15 protein-coding genes are annotated in these 16,182 nt (G+C 67.7%); 11 read left to right on the forward strand and 4 right to left on the reverse strand.

What is annotated here, in order from left to right:
* The first annotated feature begins 5 nt into the window (after window positions 1-5).
* From BMY35_RS23995 to BMY35_RS24015, 5 genes are all read left to right on the forward strand, one after another.
* Window positions 6-3,233: a CusA/CzcA family heavy metal efflux RND transporter gene (locus BMY35_RS23995; protein WP_093204683.1), complete on the forward strand. Its 3,228-nt coding sequence runs from the start codon at window positions 6-8 to the stop codon at window positions 3,231-3,233.
* On the forward strand, window positions 3,223-4,134 hold the full coding sequence (locus BMY35_RS24000; RefSeq protein ID WP_093204686.1) for a cation diffusion facilitator family transporter: 912 nt from the start codon (window positions 3,223-3,225) through the stop codon (window positions 4,132-4,134). Before BMY35_RS23995 ends, BMY35_RS24000 begins: the two co-directional genes overlap by 11 nt.
* A gap of 145 nt (window positions 4,135-4,279) precedes the next feature.
* On the forward strand, window positions 4,280-5,032 hold the full coding sequence (locus tag BMY35_RS24005) for an SDR family oxidoreductase (RefSeq protein WP_093204688.1): 753 nt from the start codon (window positions 4,280-4,282) through the stop codon (window positions 5,030-5,032).
* A 19-nt stretch (window positions 5,033-5,051) separates the two neighbouring features.
* Complete coding sequence (locus BMY35_RS24010) at window positions 5,052-5,462, forward strand: cupin domain-containing protein (protein ID WP_093204691.1); 411 nt, start codon at window positions 5,052-5,054, stop codon at window positions 5,460-5,462.
* An 80-nt stretch (window positions 5,463-5,542) separates the two neighbouring features.
* Window positions 5,543-5,920, forward strand: a complete 378-nt coding sequence (locus tag BMY35_RS24015; protein ID WP_093204693.1) for a hypothetical protein — start codon at window positions 5,543-5,545, stop codon at window positions 5,918-5,920.
* A gap of 6 nt (window positions 5,921-5,926) precedes the next feature.
* Here BMY35_RS24015 and mog read toward each other — a convergent pair whose 3' ends face one another.
* Together mog and yjgA are read right to left on the reverse strand one after the other, a co-directional pair.
* The gene (mog, locus tag BMY35_RS24020) at window positions 5,927-6,523 is read right to left on the reverse strand and encodes a molybdopterin adenylyltransferase (protein ID WP_093204696.1); all 597 of its coding nucleotides are present in this window, start codon (window positions 6,521-6,523) and stop codon (window positions 5,927-5,929) included.
* Entirely contained in the window at window positions 6,520-7,176 is a 657-nt protein-coding gene (gene yjgA, locus BMY35_RS24025; protein WP_093204698.1) for a ribosome biogenesis factor YjgA, read from the reverse strand. Before yjgA ends, mog begins: the two co-directional genes overlap by 4 nt.
* Before the next feature lie 95 nt (window positions 7,177-7,271).
* Here yjgA and pmbA point away from each other — a divergent pair, with 95 nt between their 5' ends.
* Both pmbA and BMY35_RS24035 read left to right on the forward strand, forming a co-directional pair.
* Window positions 7,272-8,642: a metalloprotease PmbA gene (pmbA, locus tag BMY35_RS24030; protein ID WP_093204701.1), complete on the forward strand. Its 1,371-nt coding sequence runs from the start codon at window positions 7,272-7,274 to the stop codon at window positions 8,640-8,642.
* 84 nt (window positions 8,643-8,726) lie between these two features.
* On the forward strand, window positions 8,727-9,629 hold the full coding sequence (locus BMY35_RS24035; protein ID WP_256229414.1) for an AraC family transcriptional regulator: 903 nt from the start codon (window positions 8,727-8,729) through the stop codon (window positions 9,627-9,629).
* A gap of 12 nt (window positions 9,630-9,641) precedes the next feature.
* Here the strand turns inward: BMY35_RS24035 and BMY35_RS24040 are convergent, their stop codons facing one another.
* Together BMY35_RS24040 and BMY35_RS24045 are read right to left on the reverse strand one after the other, a co-directional pair.
* Entirely contained in the window at window positions 9,642-10,865 is a 1,224-nt protein-coding gene (locus tag BMY35_RS24040) for an MFS transporter (protein WP_093204704.1), read from the reverse strand.
* Window positions 10,866-10,876: 11 nt separating this feature from the next.
* Window positions 10,877-11,740, reverse strand: a complete 864-nt coding sequence (locus tag BMY35_RS24045) for an alpha/beta fold hydrolase (RefSeq protein ID WP_093204706.1) — start codon at window positions 11,738-11,740, stop codon at window positions 10,877-10,879.
* 318 nt (window positions 11,741-12,058) lie between these two features.
* Between BMY35_RS24045 and BMY35_RS24050 the strand changes: the two genes are divergently transcribed.
* Genes BMY35_RS24050 through BMY35_RS24065 form a run of 4 tightly spaced genes read left to right on the forward strand, consistent with a single transcriptional unit; the run spans window position 12,059 to window position 16,171 of the window.
* Window positions 12,059-13,303, forward strand: a complete 1,245-nt coding sequence (locus BMY35_RS24050; protein ID WP_177213694.1) for an ABC transporter substrate-binding protein — start codon at window positions 12,059-12,061, stop codon at window positions 13,301-13,303.
* Window positions 13,303-14,187, forward strand: a complete 885-nt coding sequence (locus tag BMY35_RS24055; protein ID WP_093204711.1) for a carbohydrate ABC transporter permease — start codon at window positions 13,303-13,305, stop codon at window positions 14,185-14,187. Before BMY35_RS24050 ends, BMY35_RS24055 begins: the two co-directional genes overlap by 1 nt.
* Window positions 14,184-15,026 (forward strand): carbohydrate ABC transporter permease, encoded by an 843-nt coding sequence (locus BMY35_RS24060; RefSeq protein ID WP_093204943.1) that lies wholly within the window; start codon window positions 14,184-14,186, stop codon window positions 15,024-15,026. The genes BMY35_RS24055 and BMY35_RS24060 overlap by 4 nt, the downstream gene beginning before the upstream one ends.
* Window positions 15,027-15,058: 32 nt before the next feature.
* Window positions 15,059-16,171, forward strand: a complete 1,113-nt coding sequence (locus BMY35_RS24065) for an ABC transporter ATP-binding protein (RefSeq protein WP_093204714.1) — start codon at window positions 15,059-15,061, stop codon at window positions 16,169-16,171.
* Window positions 16,172-16,182: the final 11 nt, after the last annotated feature.

Raw genomic sequence — 16,182 nt, forward strand, 5'->3', positions numbered from 1 at the left:
CCCGCATGTTCGAACGAATCATCCGCTTCTCCATCGAGCAGCGCTGGCTGGTCCTGCTCGCCGTGTTCGGCATGGCGGCGCTGGGCATCTTCAGCTACCAGAAGCTGCCCATCGACGCCGTGCCCGACATCACCAACGTGCAGGTGCAGATCAACACCGCCGCGCCCGGCTACTCCCCGCTGGAGACCGAGCAGCGCGTGACCTATCCGATCGAGACCGTCATGGCCGGCCTGCCGGGCCTGCAGCAGACGCGCTCGCTCTCGCGCTACGGCCTCTCGCAGGTCACGGTGATCTTCAAGGACGGCACCGACATCTACTTCGCGCGGCAGCTCGTCAACGAGCGCATACAGTCCGCGCGCGAGAGCATGCCGCGCGGCATCTCGCCGGTGATAGGGCCGATTTCCACCGGGCTGGGCGAGATCTACCTATGGACCGTGGAGGCGGAAGAGGGCGCGAAGAAGGCCGACGGCAAGCCGTATTCGCCCACCGACCTGCGCGAGATACAGGACTGGATCATCAAGCCGCAGCTGCGCAACGTGCCGGGCGTGACCGAGATCAACTCCATCGGCGGCTTCGCCAAGGAGTTCCAGATTGCGCCCGACCCGGCCAAGCTGCTGGCCCACGGCCTGACCATGGGCGACATCGTGCTCGCGCTGGAGCGCAACAACGCCAACGTGGGCGCGGGCTACATCGAGAAGCGCGGCGAGCAGTACCTCATCCGCGCGCCGGGGCAGGTGAAGTCGGCCGAGGACATCGGCAACGTCATTCTCGGCAACGCCAACGGCATTCCGCTGCGCGTGCAGGACGTGGCCGAGGTCGGCATCGGCAAGGAGCTGCGCACGGGCGCGGCCACCGACAACGGCCGCGAGGTGGTGCTGGGCACCGTGTTCATGCTGATCGGCGAGAACAGCCGCACCGTGTCGCAGGCCGTCGACAAGAAGATGCAGGAGATCAACCGCACGCTGCCCGCCGGCGTGAAAGCGGTGACGGTGTACGACCGCACGGTGCTGGTCGACAAGGCCATCGCCACTGTGAAGAAGAACCTGTTCGAGGGCGCGGTGCTGGTCATCGCGATCCTGTTCATGTTCCTGGGCAACATCCGCGCGGCCGTCATCACTGCGCTGGTGATCCCGCTGTCGATGCTCTTCACCTTCACCGGCATGGTGAACCAGAAGGTCAGCGCCAACCTCATGAGCCTGGGCGCGCTGGACTTCGGCATCATCATCGACGGGGCGGTGGTGATCGTGGAGAACTGCGTGCGAAGGCTGGCTCACGCGCAGGCCCACAAGGGACGGCCGCTCACGCGCAGCGAACGCTTCCACGAAGTGTTCGCGGCCTCGCAGGAGGCGCGGCGCGCGCTGCTGTTCGGCCAGCTGATCATCATGATCGTGTACCTGCCGATCTTTGCGCTCACGGGCGTCGAGGGCAAGCTGTTCCACCCGATGGCCTTCACCGTGGTGATCGCGCTGCTGGGCGCGATGATCCTGTCGATCACCTTCATCCCCGCTGCCGTGGCGCTGTTCATCGGCAACAAGGTCAGCGAGAAGGAAAACCGCCTGATGCTGTGGGCCAAGCGCGCCTACGAGCCTCTGTTGTCGCGCGTGATGTCGGCCAAGCCGCTGGTCATCACCTTCGCGGCCGTGGCGGTGGTGCTGTCGGGCCTGCTGGCCACACGCCTGGGCACGGAGTTCGTGCCGAGCCTGAGCGAAGGCGACTTCGCCATCCAGGCGCTGCGCATTCCGGGCACCAGCCTCACGCAGTCGGTCGAGATGCAGAAGCAGCTCGAAAGCACGTTGAAGAAGAAGTTTCCGGAGATCGAGCGCGTGTTCGCGCGCACCGGCACGGCGGAGATCGCGTCCGATCCGATGCCGCCGAACATCTCCGACGGCTACATCATGCTCAAGCCCGAGAAGGACTGGCCCGAGCCGCGGCGCACGCGTGCCGAGGTGCTCGCGGCGGTGCAGGAGGAAGTCGAGAAGCTGCCGGGCAACAACTACGAGTTTTCGCAGCCGATCCAGCTTCGCTTCAACGAGCTGATCTCGGGCGTGCGCAGCGACGTGGCGGTGAAGATCTTCGGCGACGACATGGACGTGCTGAACAAGACGGCGGCGGAAGTGTCCGGCGTGCTGGGCAAGATCGCCGGCGCGGCCGAGGTGAAGGTCGAGCAGACCACCGGCCTGCCGATGCTCACGGTGAACATCGACCGCAGCAAGACCGCGCGCTACGGCCTCAACGTGGGCGACGTGCAGGACGCGATCTCCGCCGCCGTCGGCGGGCGCGAGGCGGGCACGCTGTTCGACGGCGACCGGCGCTTCGACATCATCGTGCGGCTGCCCGAGAACCTGCGCACCGACCTCGAAGCCATCAAGCGCCTGCCCGTGGCCCTGCCCAAGGGCGCGGGCGCCGAAGGCCAGCGCACCAGCTTCATTCCGCTGGGCGAGGTGGCCACGCTGGACATCGCGCCGGGCCCCAACCAGGTGAGCCGCGAGGACGGCAAGCGCCGTATCGTGGTCAGCGCCAACGTGCGCGGGCGCGACCTGGGCTCCTTCGTGGCCGAGGCGGAGGAAGCCATGCGCAACGTGAAGATTCCCACCGGCTACTGGACCGTGTGGGGCGGGCAGTACGAGAACCTGGCCTCGGCCACGCAGCGGCTGCAGATCGTGGTGCCGGTGTCGCTGCTGCTGGTGTTCACGCTGCTGTTCGCGATGTTCGGCAACATCAAGGACGGGCTGCTGGTGTTCACCGGCATTCCGTTCGCGCTCACGGGCGGCATCGTGGCGCTGTGGATGCGCGGCATTCCGCTGTCGATCTCGGCGGCAGTGGGCTTCATCGCGCTGTCGGGCGTGGCGGTGCTAAACGGGCTGGTGATGATCTCCTTCATCCGCAACCTGAGAGAGGGCGGCCTGCCGTTGGACGCCGCCATCCGCGAAGGCGCGCTCACGCGCCTGCGCCCGGTGCTGATGACCGCGCTGGTCGCCTCGCTGGGCTTCGTGCCGATGGCCATCGCCACCGGCACCGGCGCCGAGGTGCAGCGGCCGCTGGCCACGGTGGTCATCGGCGGTATCCTGTCGTCGACCGCGCTGACGCTGCTGGTGCTTCCGCTGCTCTACCGCATCGCGCACCGGCGCGACGAAGAAGAGGCAGAACAGGCGCAGGTGGAAGGGCGGGAGCAGGCCCACGGCGCGCCGCTCGATCCTTCAGATCCTTCACTGCGAGGTTCCCATGGCACATGAGCATTCGCACGCCACCGGAGGCAACGAGAAGGCACTGCGCTGGGCGCTGCTGCTGACTTCGGTCTATCTCGTCGCCGAGGTGGTGGGCGGACTGGTGTCGGGCAGCCTCGCGCTGCTGTCCGACGCCGCGCACATGTTCACCGACACCGTGGCGCTGGCGATCTCGCTGACCGCCATCTGGATCGGCAAGCGGCCGGCCGACAGGCGGCGCACCTTCGGCTACTACCGCTTCGAGATCCTGGCGGCGGTGCTGAACGCGGTGCTGCTGTTCTTCGTGGCGATCTACGTGCTGTACGAGGCCTACCGGCGCATCTCGGCGCCGGCCGAGATCCAGTCGACCATGATGCTGCTGGTGGCCGCCGGCGGGCTGGTGGTCAACCTCATCGGCATGCGGCTGCTGGCGTCGGGCAAGGACGAGAGCCTCAACGTGAAGGGGGCGTACCTGGAGGTGTGGGCCGACATGCTGGGCTCCATTGGCGTGATCGTCGGCGCCATCGTCATCCGCTACACGGGCTGGGGCTGGGTCGACTCGGTGATCGCCGTGGCCATCGGGCTGTGGGTGCTGCCGCGCACCTGGCGCCTTTTGCGCGAGAGCCTGAACGTGCTGCTCGAAGGCGTGCCCGACGAGGTGGATCTGCCCGCCGTCGAAAGTGCGCTCCTGGGCAGCGAAGGCGTAGCGAGCCTGCACGACCTGCATGTGTGGGCGCTGTCCAGCGGCAAGGTGAGCCTGAGCGTGCACGTGGTGTGCACGCCGGAGACCGGCGACATGGCGCCGCTGACACAGCAACTGCGCGCGATGCTGGCCGAGCGCTTCGACATCCACCACTCGACCGTGCAGGTCGAGCGGGTGCCCTGCGAGCAGGCGGCCGATACGCACGGTTTCGGGGCGGCGAAGGCCTAGGAAAGGTTCCGAGGCCGGTTTTTTGGGAAGAAAGAGCGATCCGGCTGTCACAGGCGCGTGCGGCCGGACGTCTTGCAGGCGAGGGCGGCCATTGGGGGCGCTCCTTTCGCACTCTTCGCACTCTTTCTCGACCAAGGAATCGACCATGAAAATCGTCATCATTGGAGGCTCCGGCCTCATCGGCTCCAGGCTCGCCGCACGGCTGCGCCAGGCCGGCCACGACGTCAACGCCGCATCGCCCTCCACGGGCGTCAACACCCTCACCGGCGAGGGCCTGAAGGGGGCGCTCGCGGGCGCCCGGGTCGTCGTCGACGTGGCGAACTCGCCCTCGTTCGAGGACGAGGCGGTGCGCAACTTCTTCGAGACCTCGGGACGCAATCTGCTCGCGGCCGAGGTGGAGGCCGGCGTGGCGCATCACGTCGCGCTGTCGGTGGTCGGCACCGAGCGCCTGCTCGACAGCGGCTACTTCCGCGCCAAGCAGCTTCAGGAAGACCTGATCGAGGCTTCGCCCGTGCCCTACACCATCGTGCAGGCCACGCAGTTCTTCGAGTTCGTGGGTGGCATCGCGGCGTCCAGCGTGCAGGACGGCGTTGTGCGGCTTTCGGACGCGCTTATCCAGCCGATGGCGGCCGACGACGTCGCCGCGGCGCTCGCCGAAGTCGTAACCGAGCTCCCGGCACGCGGCCGGATCGAGATCGCCGGGCCGCAGGCCGTTCCGCTCGATGCGCTGGTGCGACGCTTCTTCGAGGCGACGGGCGACACGCGCAGGGTCGTGACCGATCCTGGGGCCCGCTATTTCGGCGTGCGCCTCGACGACCGCTCGCTGACGCCCGGCGCCAGTCCGCGCCTGGGGGCGATCCGCTTCGACGAATGGCTGGCGCAGCGCGCGGCGGCCTGAGCGCGGAGGACAGACAGCCATGACCCGTCTCATCAAGACCATCTGCATCCCGCTCGGCATCGCCCTCGGCGCATTCGCCGCGATGCCCACCTCGGCAGCCCCCGAAGCCGCCGTGACCGTGCTCAGCACGAAGGACCTGGCGGACATGCCCGGCAAGGAGGCCATCGTGCTCGCCGTGGACTTTCCGCCTGGCTCGGTCGACCCCGTCCACCGCCACGACGCCCACGCATTCGTCTACGTGATCGAGGGTTCCATCGTGATGGGCGTGAAGGGTGGCCAGGAGGTTACGCTGACGCCCGGCCAGACCTTCTACGAGGGCCCGGGTGATATCCATACCGTGGGACGCAACGCGAGCGCTACGAAGCCGGCGAAGTTCATCGTGACCATGGTGAAGAACAAGGGCGTGCCGTTCTTCATTCCGGTGAAGTAGCGCCGGGGCTGCCATTTCAGCTTGCCGGGCCGGGGTGTTGGACAATCGCGCCCGGACTACCTTCCCATGCACGCAGATCGATGAGCAGCAGCCGCTACGACAACAAGTCTTTCACCCCAGCGAAGGTCGAGGCGCGCGCGTCGCAGCGCCGCAGGGTCCACGGCGGCTCGTCGGCGCAGCCGCCCATGGCCTTCGATGTCGGCTACGCAGCGGCGCCTCCCGCCGCGCCCGTGCGGACCTGGCGGTCGACGGTGGTGGGCATCGCGATCGGTTTCGGCATCGTGCTCGCCTTCGCCATGAAGTGGCTCATGAGCTACCAGATCGACAGCGCGCAGGAGCGCCACGAGCAGCAGAAGGCGATGCGCGCAGCCGCCGCGCGCTGCTACGAACTCGCGTCGAACGCGGCGATCAACGCCTGCCTTAAGGACGTGGAAGCCAGGGGGCGCGAGGCCCAGTAAGCAGCCTCAGCGGGCGCGGATGGCCGATTTCGGCCGGAACGCCTTGCAGACCGAGTCGTCCGTCTCGAGGTAGGGTCCGCCGATCAGGTCGATGCAGTAGGGCACGGCCGCGAAGATGCCCGGCACCACCTGCACGCCCTCGGTGTCCTTCAGCCCTTCGAGCGTCTCGGCGATCGACTTCGGCTGGCCGGGCAGGTTGATGATCAGGCTCTTGTCGCGGATCACCGCCACCTGGCGCGAGAGGATCGCGGTGGGCACGAAGCGCAGGCTGATCTGGCGCATCTGCTCGCCGAAGCCCGGCATTTCCTTGTGTGCCACGGCCAGCGTGGCCTCGGGTGTCACGTCGCGCAGGGCGGGGCCGGTGCCACCGGTGGTCAGCACCAGCGAGCAGCCGGCGTCGACCAGCTCGATCAGCGTGGCGCTGATGCGTTCGGCCTCGTCGGGGATGAGGCGGGGTTCGAACTCGATCGGGTTCTTCAGCGCCCGGCCCAGCCATTCTTTCAGCGAGGGCAGGCCCTTGTCTTCGTAGGTGCCGCTGGAGGCGCGGTCGCTGACGGAGACGATGCCGATGCGCACCGGGTCGAAAGTGCCGGCTTCGCTCATGCGTCTTCTTCCCGGTCCTGTGCGGCGGCAGCTGCCGCATGGTCGGCGCCGCCATGCACAGCCAGCTGGGCGCGCACCAGCTGGAAGATCTCGCGGTAGGCCTTGCCCTGACGGGGGGCCTCGCCGGCGGGGCCGGACTTCATGTCCTTGCGGGCCTGGCGGACCAGGGCGCGCAGCTGCTGCGAATCGGTGGCGGGGTGGGTTTCGATCCAGCCGCCGAGTGCGTCGTCGTCGGCAATCAGCCGGTCGCGCCAGCGCTCGGCCTCGTGCAGGGCGGCGACTTCGGCCGCGGGCACGGTGTTCTGCTCGGTCAGGGCCTGTTTCACGGCTTCCAGCACTTCGGGCTCCAGCTTGCGCATGAGCTTGCCGATGAACTGCATCTGGCGGCGCTTGCCCTCGAAATTGGTGATCCGCTTGGCCTCGGCGATGGCTTCGACCAGTTTTTCGTCGAGCTGGAGCGCGTCGAACAGGCCGGCGCGCAGGGTGAGCAGCTCGGCGCCCAGCTTCTGCAGTTCTTCGCTTTCGCGCTTGAGGTCGGTGCGGCTGGCGTCGTCGGAGCCCTTGAGCTCGCGCTTGAGCTCGAGGTCGAGCTCGCTGCCTTCGGCCACGAAATGGCCGCGGACGTAATAGCCTTTTTTGGGTTTGCGGGACATGGGATGGATTCTGGGCCGCGCCGTGCAGCGTTGCAACGCACGGCGGGAAGCTGGGGAAAACCGGGAATGGGGGGCGCAAGTATCATAGCCACCACATGACGACATCCTCCTCGCGCGCCGATTCCGGCTTCGCCTACAGCCGATCCTTCTTCGAAAACCTGGTCGACACCGCATTGGCGCATGCCAAGAAGCTCGGTGCCACCGACGCCGGGGCCGAGGCCTCCGAGGGCTGCGGCCTGAGCGTCTCGGTGCGCAAGGGCGAGCTGGAGAACGTCGAGCGCAACCGCGACAAGTCGCTGGGCGTCACGGTCTACGTGGGCCACCGCCGCGGCAACGCCAGCACCTCCGATTTCTCCGAGGCGGCCATCGCCCAGACGGTGCAGGCGGCCTACGACATCGCCCGTTTCACGGCCGAAGACCCCGTCAGCGGCCTGCCGGACGAGGAAGACATCGCCAAGGTCCAGCCCGAACTCGACCTGTTCCACCCCTGGGACGTGACCAGCGAGCAAGCCGCGAAGCTGGCCCTGGAATGCGAAGAGGCCGCCCTGTCGACCGACAAGCGCATCACCAACAGCGAAGGCGCGGGCGTCTCGGCCCAGCAGAGCCATTTCTTCAGCGCCCACACGCATGGTTTCAGGGGCGGCTACGCCAGTTCGCGGCATTCCATCTCGGTGGCGCCCATCGCCGGCAAGGGCGACGACATGCAGCGCGACGCCTGGTACAGCTCCATGCGCTCCGCGGACGAGCTGGCCAGCCCGCAAGCGGTGGGCCGCTACGCCGCCGAGCGCGCGCTCAGCCGCCTGAAGTCGCGCAAGATCAAGACCACCGAATGCCCGGTGCTGTTCGAGTCGCCGCTGGCCGTGGGCCTGCTGGGCTCGCTGGTGCAGGCCGTGAGCGGCGGGGCGCTGTACCGCAAGAGCACCTTCCTGCTCGATTCGCTGGGCAAGCCCGTGCTGCCGGCGCACGTCGACGTGGCCGAAGACCCGCACCTGCTGCGCGGCAAGGGCAGCGCCCCCTTCGACGACGAAGGCGTGACCACCCGGGCACGCAAGGTGGTCGACGCCGGCCGCCTCGAGGGCTATTTCCTCTCGACCTACTCGGCCCGCAAGCTGGGCATGAAGACCACCGGCAACGCCGGCGGCTCGCACAACCTCACGCTCAGCTCGCGCCTGACGAAGCACACCGACGACCTCGACGCGATGCTCGCCAAGCTGGGCACCGGCCTGTTCGTGATCGAGCTGATGGGGCAGGGCGTGAACTACGTGACCGGCGACTACTCGCGCGGCGCCAGCGGCTTCTGGGTGGAGAAGGGCAAGATCGCCTTCCCGGTGCAGGAGATCACCATCGCCGGCAACCTGAAGGACATGCTGCTGGGTATTGAAGCCATCGGGGCGGATGCCTACACTTTCGGCGCCAAGACCACCGGATCGGTCCTGGTGAACCGCATGAAGGTCGCCGGCGCCTGAAGGCTGCGCCGCTGGCCTGCGCGCGAGGGCTTGTCGAACATGAGGCATAACGCAGCGCGAAAACCGGAACTCGAGCACGAACTGATGCGCGACCCCCGGCTCGGCTTCGAGCCGGCGGGCGGCAGTTCGGTGCGCTGCCTGCAGCACGGCGTGCCCTGGCCCTTCGACTGCTGGCACTACCACGACGAATACGAGCTGCAGTGCATCAACCGCAGCAGCGGCGACGCCTTCGTGGGCGACCACATCGGCCGTTTCGAGCCCGGCTACGTGGCACTTGTGGGCGCCCGGCTGCCCCACACCTGGATCTCGCACGACGTGCCGCCCGAGGGCATCGCCGAGCGCAGCATGGTCATCCACTTCCGCGACGAGCCGCTGCGCAAGGGCACCGACCTGTTTCCCGAACTGAACGCGGTGCTGCCGATGCTCGACCGGGCCAAGCTGGGCATCGAGTTCTTCGGCATCCATTCGCTGGTGCGCGAACGCTTCCTGCGCGTTCAGGCGCAGGAGGGCATGGCCCGGCTGGCGGAGTTCATCGGGCTGCTGCACGAGCTGGCCCGCTGGCCCGACTGGCGCCAGATTTCCAGCACCGCCGACCCGGCCGGGGAAGACCCGAGCGCCAACACCCGCATGCGCCGCGTGCTCGACTACCTCGACCGGCACCTGACCGAGGAGCTTTCGCTGCCGGCCGTGTGCGCCGTGGCCAACATGGCCGAGAGCAGCTTCTCGCGCTGGTTCCACCGGCACATGGGCGCCACCTTCACCGACTTCGTCACGCGGCTGCGCGTGGCCAAGGCCTGCGAGATGCTGCAGGTGTCCGACCGGCTGGTGAGCGACATCTGCTACGAGGTGGGCTTCGCGAATCTCGCCAACTTCAACCGCCGCTTCCTGCAGCTCAAGGGCATGACGCCCTCGGCCTACCGGCAGCAGGCGCAGGACCGCTTCGGCCTGCGCACGGCGCAGAACACGCCGCTCGCCACCACGGACTGAGCCGTTGCGGCTTCAGGAGGCCGTGTCCTGCGGCGTCAGGTGCCGCGTGAGCGCCCAGAACGCCAGCGCCACGCCGCTGACGAGGGCACCGGCAATGCAGACGCCGTTCCAGCCCGCATGGGCGTACACCATCGTCGAGGCCATCGATCCGGTGGCGGACCCGATGGAGTAGAAGATCATGTACCCGGCCGTCAGCCGGCTCTGCGCCTCGGGGCGCACGCGGTAGATCAGGCTCTGGTTGGCCACGTGCACCGACTGCAGCCCGAAGTCGATGACGACCACGCCGGCCACCATCGCCCAGATGGACCACGGCAGCATCGCGATGAGCGGCCACGACAGCAGCATCGCGCTCAGGCCGATGAAGGTGGTGCGCTGCGCGCGACCACGATCCGCCTGACGGCCCGCCCGGGCCGCGCCCAGTGCTCCGGCCGCACCCGCGAGACCGAAAAGGCCCACCTGCGTGTGCGACAGAGAGAAGGGCGGTGCGGTCAGCGGCAGCACCATCGGCGTCAGCATCATGGTGATGGCCATGAAGATCAGCATCGCGAGCACGGCGCGGATGCGCAGCACCGGCTCCTGCGCGAAGAGCGCGAACACCGAGCGGATCAGCTGTGCGTACGAGATGCCCGGCGTGGGTCGCGTGCGGCTCGGCAGCACCATCCACAGCAGGCCGGAGACCAGCAGCGTGGCCGCCGCCGACGCCAGGTAAACCGAGCGCCAACCGAAGAGATCCGACAGCGTGCCCGAGACCGCCCGCGCCAGCAGGATGCCGAGGATGATGCCGCTGGTGACCGTGCCCACCACGCGACCGCGTTCGCCCGGCGCGGCCATGCTCGCGGCATAGGCGACCAGCACCTGCGTCACCACCGCCAGCACGCCCACGGCGGCCATCGCCGGCAGCAGCACCGCAGCGCTCGGTGCGAACGCCACCGCCAGCAAGGCGACCGCCGACAGCAGCGATTGCCCGACGATCAGCCGTCGCCGGTCGACGAGATCGCCCAGCGGAACCACCAGCAGAAGCCCCAGGCCGTAGCCGATCTGCGTGATGGTGATGACGACGCCGACCGTGGCGGGCCGGATGCCGAAGGTGTGCGACAGCGTGTCCAGCAGCGGCTGGGCGTAGTAGACGTTGGCCACCGCGAGTCCGCAGGCGACGGCGAACAGCAGCGCCAGCGCGCCCGATATCGACGGCTCGGGGCACGGCCGTGCCCCCGCCGCATCGGCGTTCAGTTCCATGGCCGGGTTCCTCAGGCGTTCAGCGCGTCGTGGAAATGCTCGATGTGGGTGGCGATCACCTCGCCGAGCTCCTCGAGCGCGAAATGGCCCGTGTCGAGCAGCTTGAAGTCGACTTGCCGCAGGTCGCGCTGGTAGGGGTAGGCCCCCGAGGGCGGAAAGATCACGTCGTTGGCGCCCCAGACGATCAGCGTCGGCGGCTGGTGCTGCCTGAAGTAGGCCTGCCAGGCGGGGTAGAGCGAGAGGTTGCTGCCGTAGTCGTACAGCAGCGCCGCCATCGCGTCCTTGTTGCCGGAGCGCGCCAGCAGGGCGCGCTGCAGCAGCCAGCTGTCGGGGTCGATGCGTTCCACGTCCTTCACGCCGTGGGTGTAGTTCCACGCCAGGGCTTCGTCGGACATCGCGGCCTCGCGGATGCGCGCGTAGTTGGCGGGCGACGGGTCTCGCCACAGCTCGCGGGCCAGTCCCCAGAAGCTGTCGGGCAGGCCTTCCTCGTAGGCGTTGGCGTTCTGCACCACGAGGAAATCGACCTTCTCCGGGCGGCGGCTGGCCAGCCTGAAACCCACCGGGCCGCCGAAGTCCTGCATGTAGAGGCCGTAGCGCTCGAGGCCGAGCTGGTCGGTGAGCTTGCCGACGATGTCGGCGAGGCTGTCGAAGGTGTAGCTGAACTCCGCGACCGACGGCGCATCGCTGTGCCCGAAGCCGGGGTAGTCCGGCGCGATGACGTGGAAGCGATGGGCCAGCCGCTCGATCAGCCCGCGGTACATGAAGGACGAGGCCGGAAAGCCGTGCAGCAGGAGCAGGGCGGGCAGGGCCGGGTCGCCTGCCTCGCGATGGAAGATCTTCAGACCGTCGACGGTGGTGGTGCGGTAGTGGGTCATGGCGGTTGCGGCATCGGCCGATGTGGTTTTAAAAAAAGACCGGACAGATTCTATCGAACTAGTTTTATGTTGCAACCAATGTGACGATTGAAGCGAACCGGCGGGGCACCCATGCGCGCCTGACCCCGGCAAAACCCCAAGCAGGGTGGTCATGAAAATACCAGTGCCCCGGCTCGCGTGTACGCGGCGCCGCGCCGCCGCTGCCTACGCTTCGTCCCACCTGTTTCCGCCGCGATTCCCCGGCAATCCACGACAGGCTCAAAGGAGACAAAAGCGATGGCTGTTCAAGAAAACCGGTACCGGATGACGGGTTGCGCGATGGTGCTGGCGGCGCTGGCCGCATGGGGCGGCGCGGCCCAGGCGCAGCAGGTCTGCAAGGAGGACCTGCGCGTCCTGTCCCAGCCCCGCGACGGGCTGACCCTGCTCGAAAAGTACAAGGACGAGTTCAAGGCCCTCGCCGGCGCCTCGTTCAACATCGACAACCTCAACGAGAACGATCGCCGCACCAAGACCCGCGCGGACGCCTCCACGGTGGGCAAGTACCACGTGTACTACGTCGACGAGGCCAACGTGCCGCTGTTCGCCCAGTCGAAGTGGATCGTGCCGCTGGCGAAGTACTACCCCGCCGACTACGACTACGCCGACTTCGACCCCGGCCGCCAGAAGGTCGCCACCTTCGACGGCCAGGTCTGGTTCGCTCCGCTCACCGGCGGCGGCGACCTGCTTGTCTACCGCAAGGACCTGCTCGAGAAGGCCGGCATCAAGCCGCCGACCACGCTCGATGAATTCGTCGCCGCGGCGAAGAAGCTCAATGACCCGGCCAACGGCGTCTATGGCGTCGCGCTGCGCGGCCAGCGCGGCTCCGGTGCCAACGTGTGGCGCTGGATGCCCTTCTTCCGCGGTTACGGCGGCCAGTGGTTCGAGGGCGACAAGCCCGTGTTCGATTCCGCTGCCGCGGTGAAGGCCACGCAGACCTACCTCGAGCTGTTCAAGTACTCGGCGCCCGGCACCAAGACCGGCGGCTGGGACGAATCCACCGGCGCCTTCCTCGCCGGCAAGGTGGCGATGCTGGTCGAGTCGACCCCGCTGGCCGGCAACGCGCTCGACCCGAAGATGTCGACAGTGATCGGCAAGGTCGCCTACCTGCCGCCGCCCACGCCGCTGACCGGCGGCGGCTACGGCCACGGCCTGGCCATCGGCGCCAAGGCCAACAAGACCGAGGAGGCGAAGAAGTGCGCGGGCCTGTTCGTCGCCTGGGCAACCTCCAAGAAGCAGGAGCAGCGCCGCCTCGCGGAAGGTCAGTTCGGCGAGCTCAACCGCACCAGCGTGCTGTCGAGTCCCGAGTTCGCCAAGCGCTATGGCGCCGACCTCGGCAAGGCGCTGGCCGACACCGGCAAGGTCACGGCCGTGAACTTCTGGCAGGACCCGGCCTGGCCCGATCTCGGCGACCGCTGGGGGATCATCCTCGAAGAGCTGATCACCGGGTCGCGTACCGACATCAAGGCCGGCCTCGACGAACTCGACGGCTACGCGAAGCAACTGGTCGCGCGGCGCAAGAAGTAATGACGCTCAGGGAGAAAAAAAGGAAGACGACGAGGCTGCCTCTCGTCTTCATCGGGCCCGGGCTGCTGGTGCTGGCGGTGCTGGCACTGGTGCCCACCCTTTTCGCGATCGGCATCTCGCTGCAGGACCGCGAGCTCGGGCAGGCCGACACGGCCTGGGTCTGGCTGTCGAACTACATCCAGCTCTTTTCCGACCGGCGCTTCCTCAACTCGGTGCGCGTGTCGCTGGTGTGGGAGGTGCTGACGGTCAGCGCCACCATGGGCCTGGCGGTGTTGCTGGGCGTGCTGATGTTCCAGTGCACCACCGCGCGCTGGCGCAATGTGTTGTCGATGCTGTTCATCGTGCCGGTTCTGCTGCCGCGCGTGTCGGCGGCCTTCGTGTGGAAGTTCGCCTTCCACCCGCTGTTCGGCCTGCTGACCTGGCCGTACAAGGCCATCACCGGCGAGCCGCTCGACCTGCTGGCCGGCCCGGTCACCGCGCTGCTCACCGTGGCTTTCGTCGACGTGTGGCAGTGGGGCCTCTTCTTCGCCGTCATCGTGCTCAAGCTGCTCGAGACGCTGCCGCCCCAGCCCTTCGAGGCCGCGCGCATGGACCATGCGAAGACCTGGGAGGTCTACGCCTACGTGGCGCTGCCGATGCTGAAGGCGCCGCTGGTCAGCCTGTGCTTCGTGAAGATGGTGGAGTCGCTGCGCGCTTTCGACCTCATCTACGTGATGACGCGCGGCGGCCCCGGCATCTCGACCGAGACGCTGGACATGTACGCCTTCTCGCAGGGCTTCATCGAGTCGGGCCGCATCTCGTATGCCTCGGGCATGGCGGTGCTGATGATGGTCGCCTCGACCGTGGCCTTCACCTACATCTGGAAATGGACGCGGCCGAAATGAGCGCTGCTGCAAAGAAGAAGTTCTCCGTCGGCACGCTGCTCGCGCGGCTGGTGCTGATCCTGGCCGGTCTCTCGGCGCTGGTGCCGGTTCTGTGGACCTTTCTCAACTCGTTCAAGAACCGGGTCGACATCGTCTCGGCGGTGCCCAAGTTCTTCTTCACGCCCACGCTGGAGAACTACGTGTATGTGCTCAGCCGCGAGGCAGTGGCGCAGGGGCTGCTCAACTCCGTCGTGGTGGTGGGCGCGGCGGTGATCGCCGGCGCGGTGCTCGGGCTGCCCGCGGCCTATGCGCTCGCGCGCTACCCGCTGCGCTGGGCCAACGACATCCAGTTCTTCGTGCTCTCGATGCGCTTCCTGCCGCCGGTGGCTGTGGCCATTCCGCTGATGGTGATCTGGCTGCAGCTGGAGCTGTACGACACGCGCATCGCGCTCGTCGTCACCTACACGCTGCTCACGCTCTCCACCGTGATCTGGCTCGCCATCCCCGCCTTCAAGGCCGTACCCAAGGAGGTGGAGGAGGCCGGCCGCGTCGACGGCTACGGCCCCTATGCGATCTTCTTCAAGGTGGCGCTGCCGATCGCCGCGCGCTCGCTGATCGGTGCCATCGCCTTCGGCTTCGTGCTGGTGTGGAACGAGTTCCTCATCGCGCTGATGCTCACCACCTCGGACGCCAAGACGCTGCCCATCGTGGCCTCGGAGCTGAGCCAGCTCGGGCGCGACGTGCCCTGGGGCATCCTGAACGCGTCCGTCATCCTGCTCTCGCTGCCGCCGCTGCTCATGGTCGGCGTGCTCAGCGGCTTCCTCAATGCGGCGTTCAAGCGCAGGCGCGACGCGGCATGAATCCAGAGAGCCCACTTTCCCGGAACAACGAAATGTCCGCAATCAGCTGTCACAAGATCATCAAGCGCTACGGCGACACGCAGGTCGTCCATCAGTTCGACCTCGACGTGTCCGACAACGAGTTCGTCGTGTTCCTCGGCCCCTCGGGCTGCGGCAAGTCGACCATCCTGCGCATGCTCGCGGGCCTGGAAGACATCTCCGACGGCGACCTCATGATCGGCGGCCAGCGCGTGAACGACCTGCCGCCGCAGGAGCGCGGCATCGCCATGGTGTTCCAGAACTACGCGCTCTACCCGCACATGAGCGTGCGCGACAACATCGCCTTCGGCCTCAAGCGGCTGAAGGTGCCCAAGGCGGAGATCGACGCGCGCATCAAGGAAGTGTCGGACACGCTCGGGCTGGAGCGCTACCTGCAGCGCAAGCCCACCGAGCTGTCGGGCGGGCAGCAGCAGCGCGTGGCGATCGCGCGGGCGATGATCAAGACGCCCAAGGTGTTCCTCTTCGACGAGCCGCTGTCGAACCTCGACGCCAAGCTGCGCAACCACATGCGCATCGAGATCGCCCGGCTGCACCAGGCGCTGAAGACCACCACGGTCTACGTGACCCACGACCAGCACGAGGCGATGACGCTGGCCGACCGCATCGTGCTGCTGCGCGACGGGCGCATCGAGCAGGTCGGCTCGCCGCGCGAGATCTTCGAGCGGCCGCGCTCGGCATTCGTGGCCGGCTTCATCGGCACACCGCCGATGAACCTGGTGGAGATGGAAGTGCGCGAGGCCGCGCAGGCAGGGTCGACAGTCGAACTCTTCGGCCGTGAAGGCACTGTCCGGGTCGACGCGCGCCGGTTCGCGCTCGAAGGCCGCAGGCGCGTCACGCTCGGCGTGCGGCCTGCGCACCTGCTGGCGGATGCCCATGGCGGGCAGCACGGCGGCTTTCAGGGCGAGGTGCAGCTCATCGAATACCTCGGCAACGAGGTGCTGGTGAGCTTCGGCCAGGGCGACGGCGAGATCGCCGCGCTCATGCCCTCCGCGCAGTGCCCCGGGCTGCGCGAGCGCGTGCGCTTCGTGGCCGACCCCGCACAGGTGCACATCTTCGACATCGATTCGGGCGCCTCGCTGCTGCGCGCCGAGACCTCATTGCATTGACCACATACCGA

Origin of the sequence: Variovorax sp. YR750, assembly GCF_900109805.1 — a bacterium.
Lineage (GTDB): Bacteria > Pseudomonadota > Gammaproteobacteria > Burkholderiales > Burkholderiaceae_C > Variovorax > Variovorax gossypii.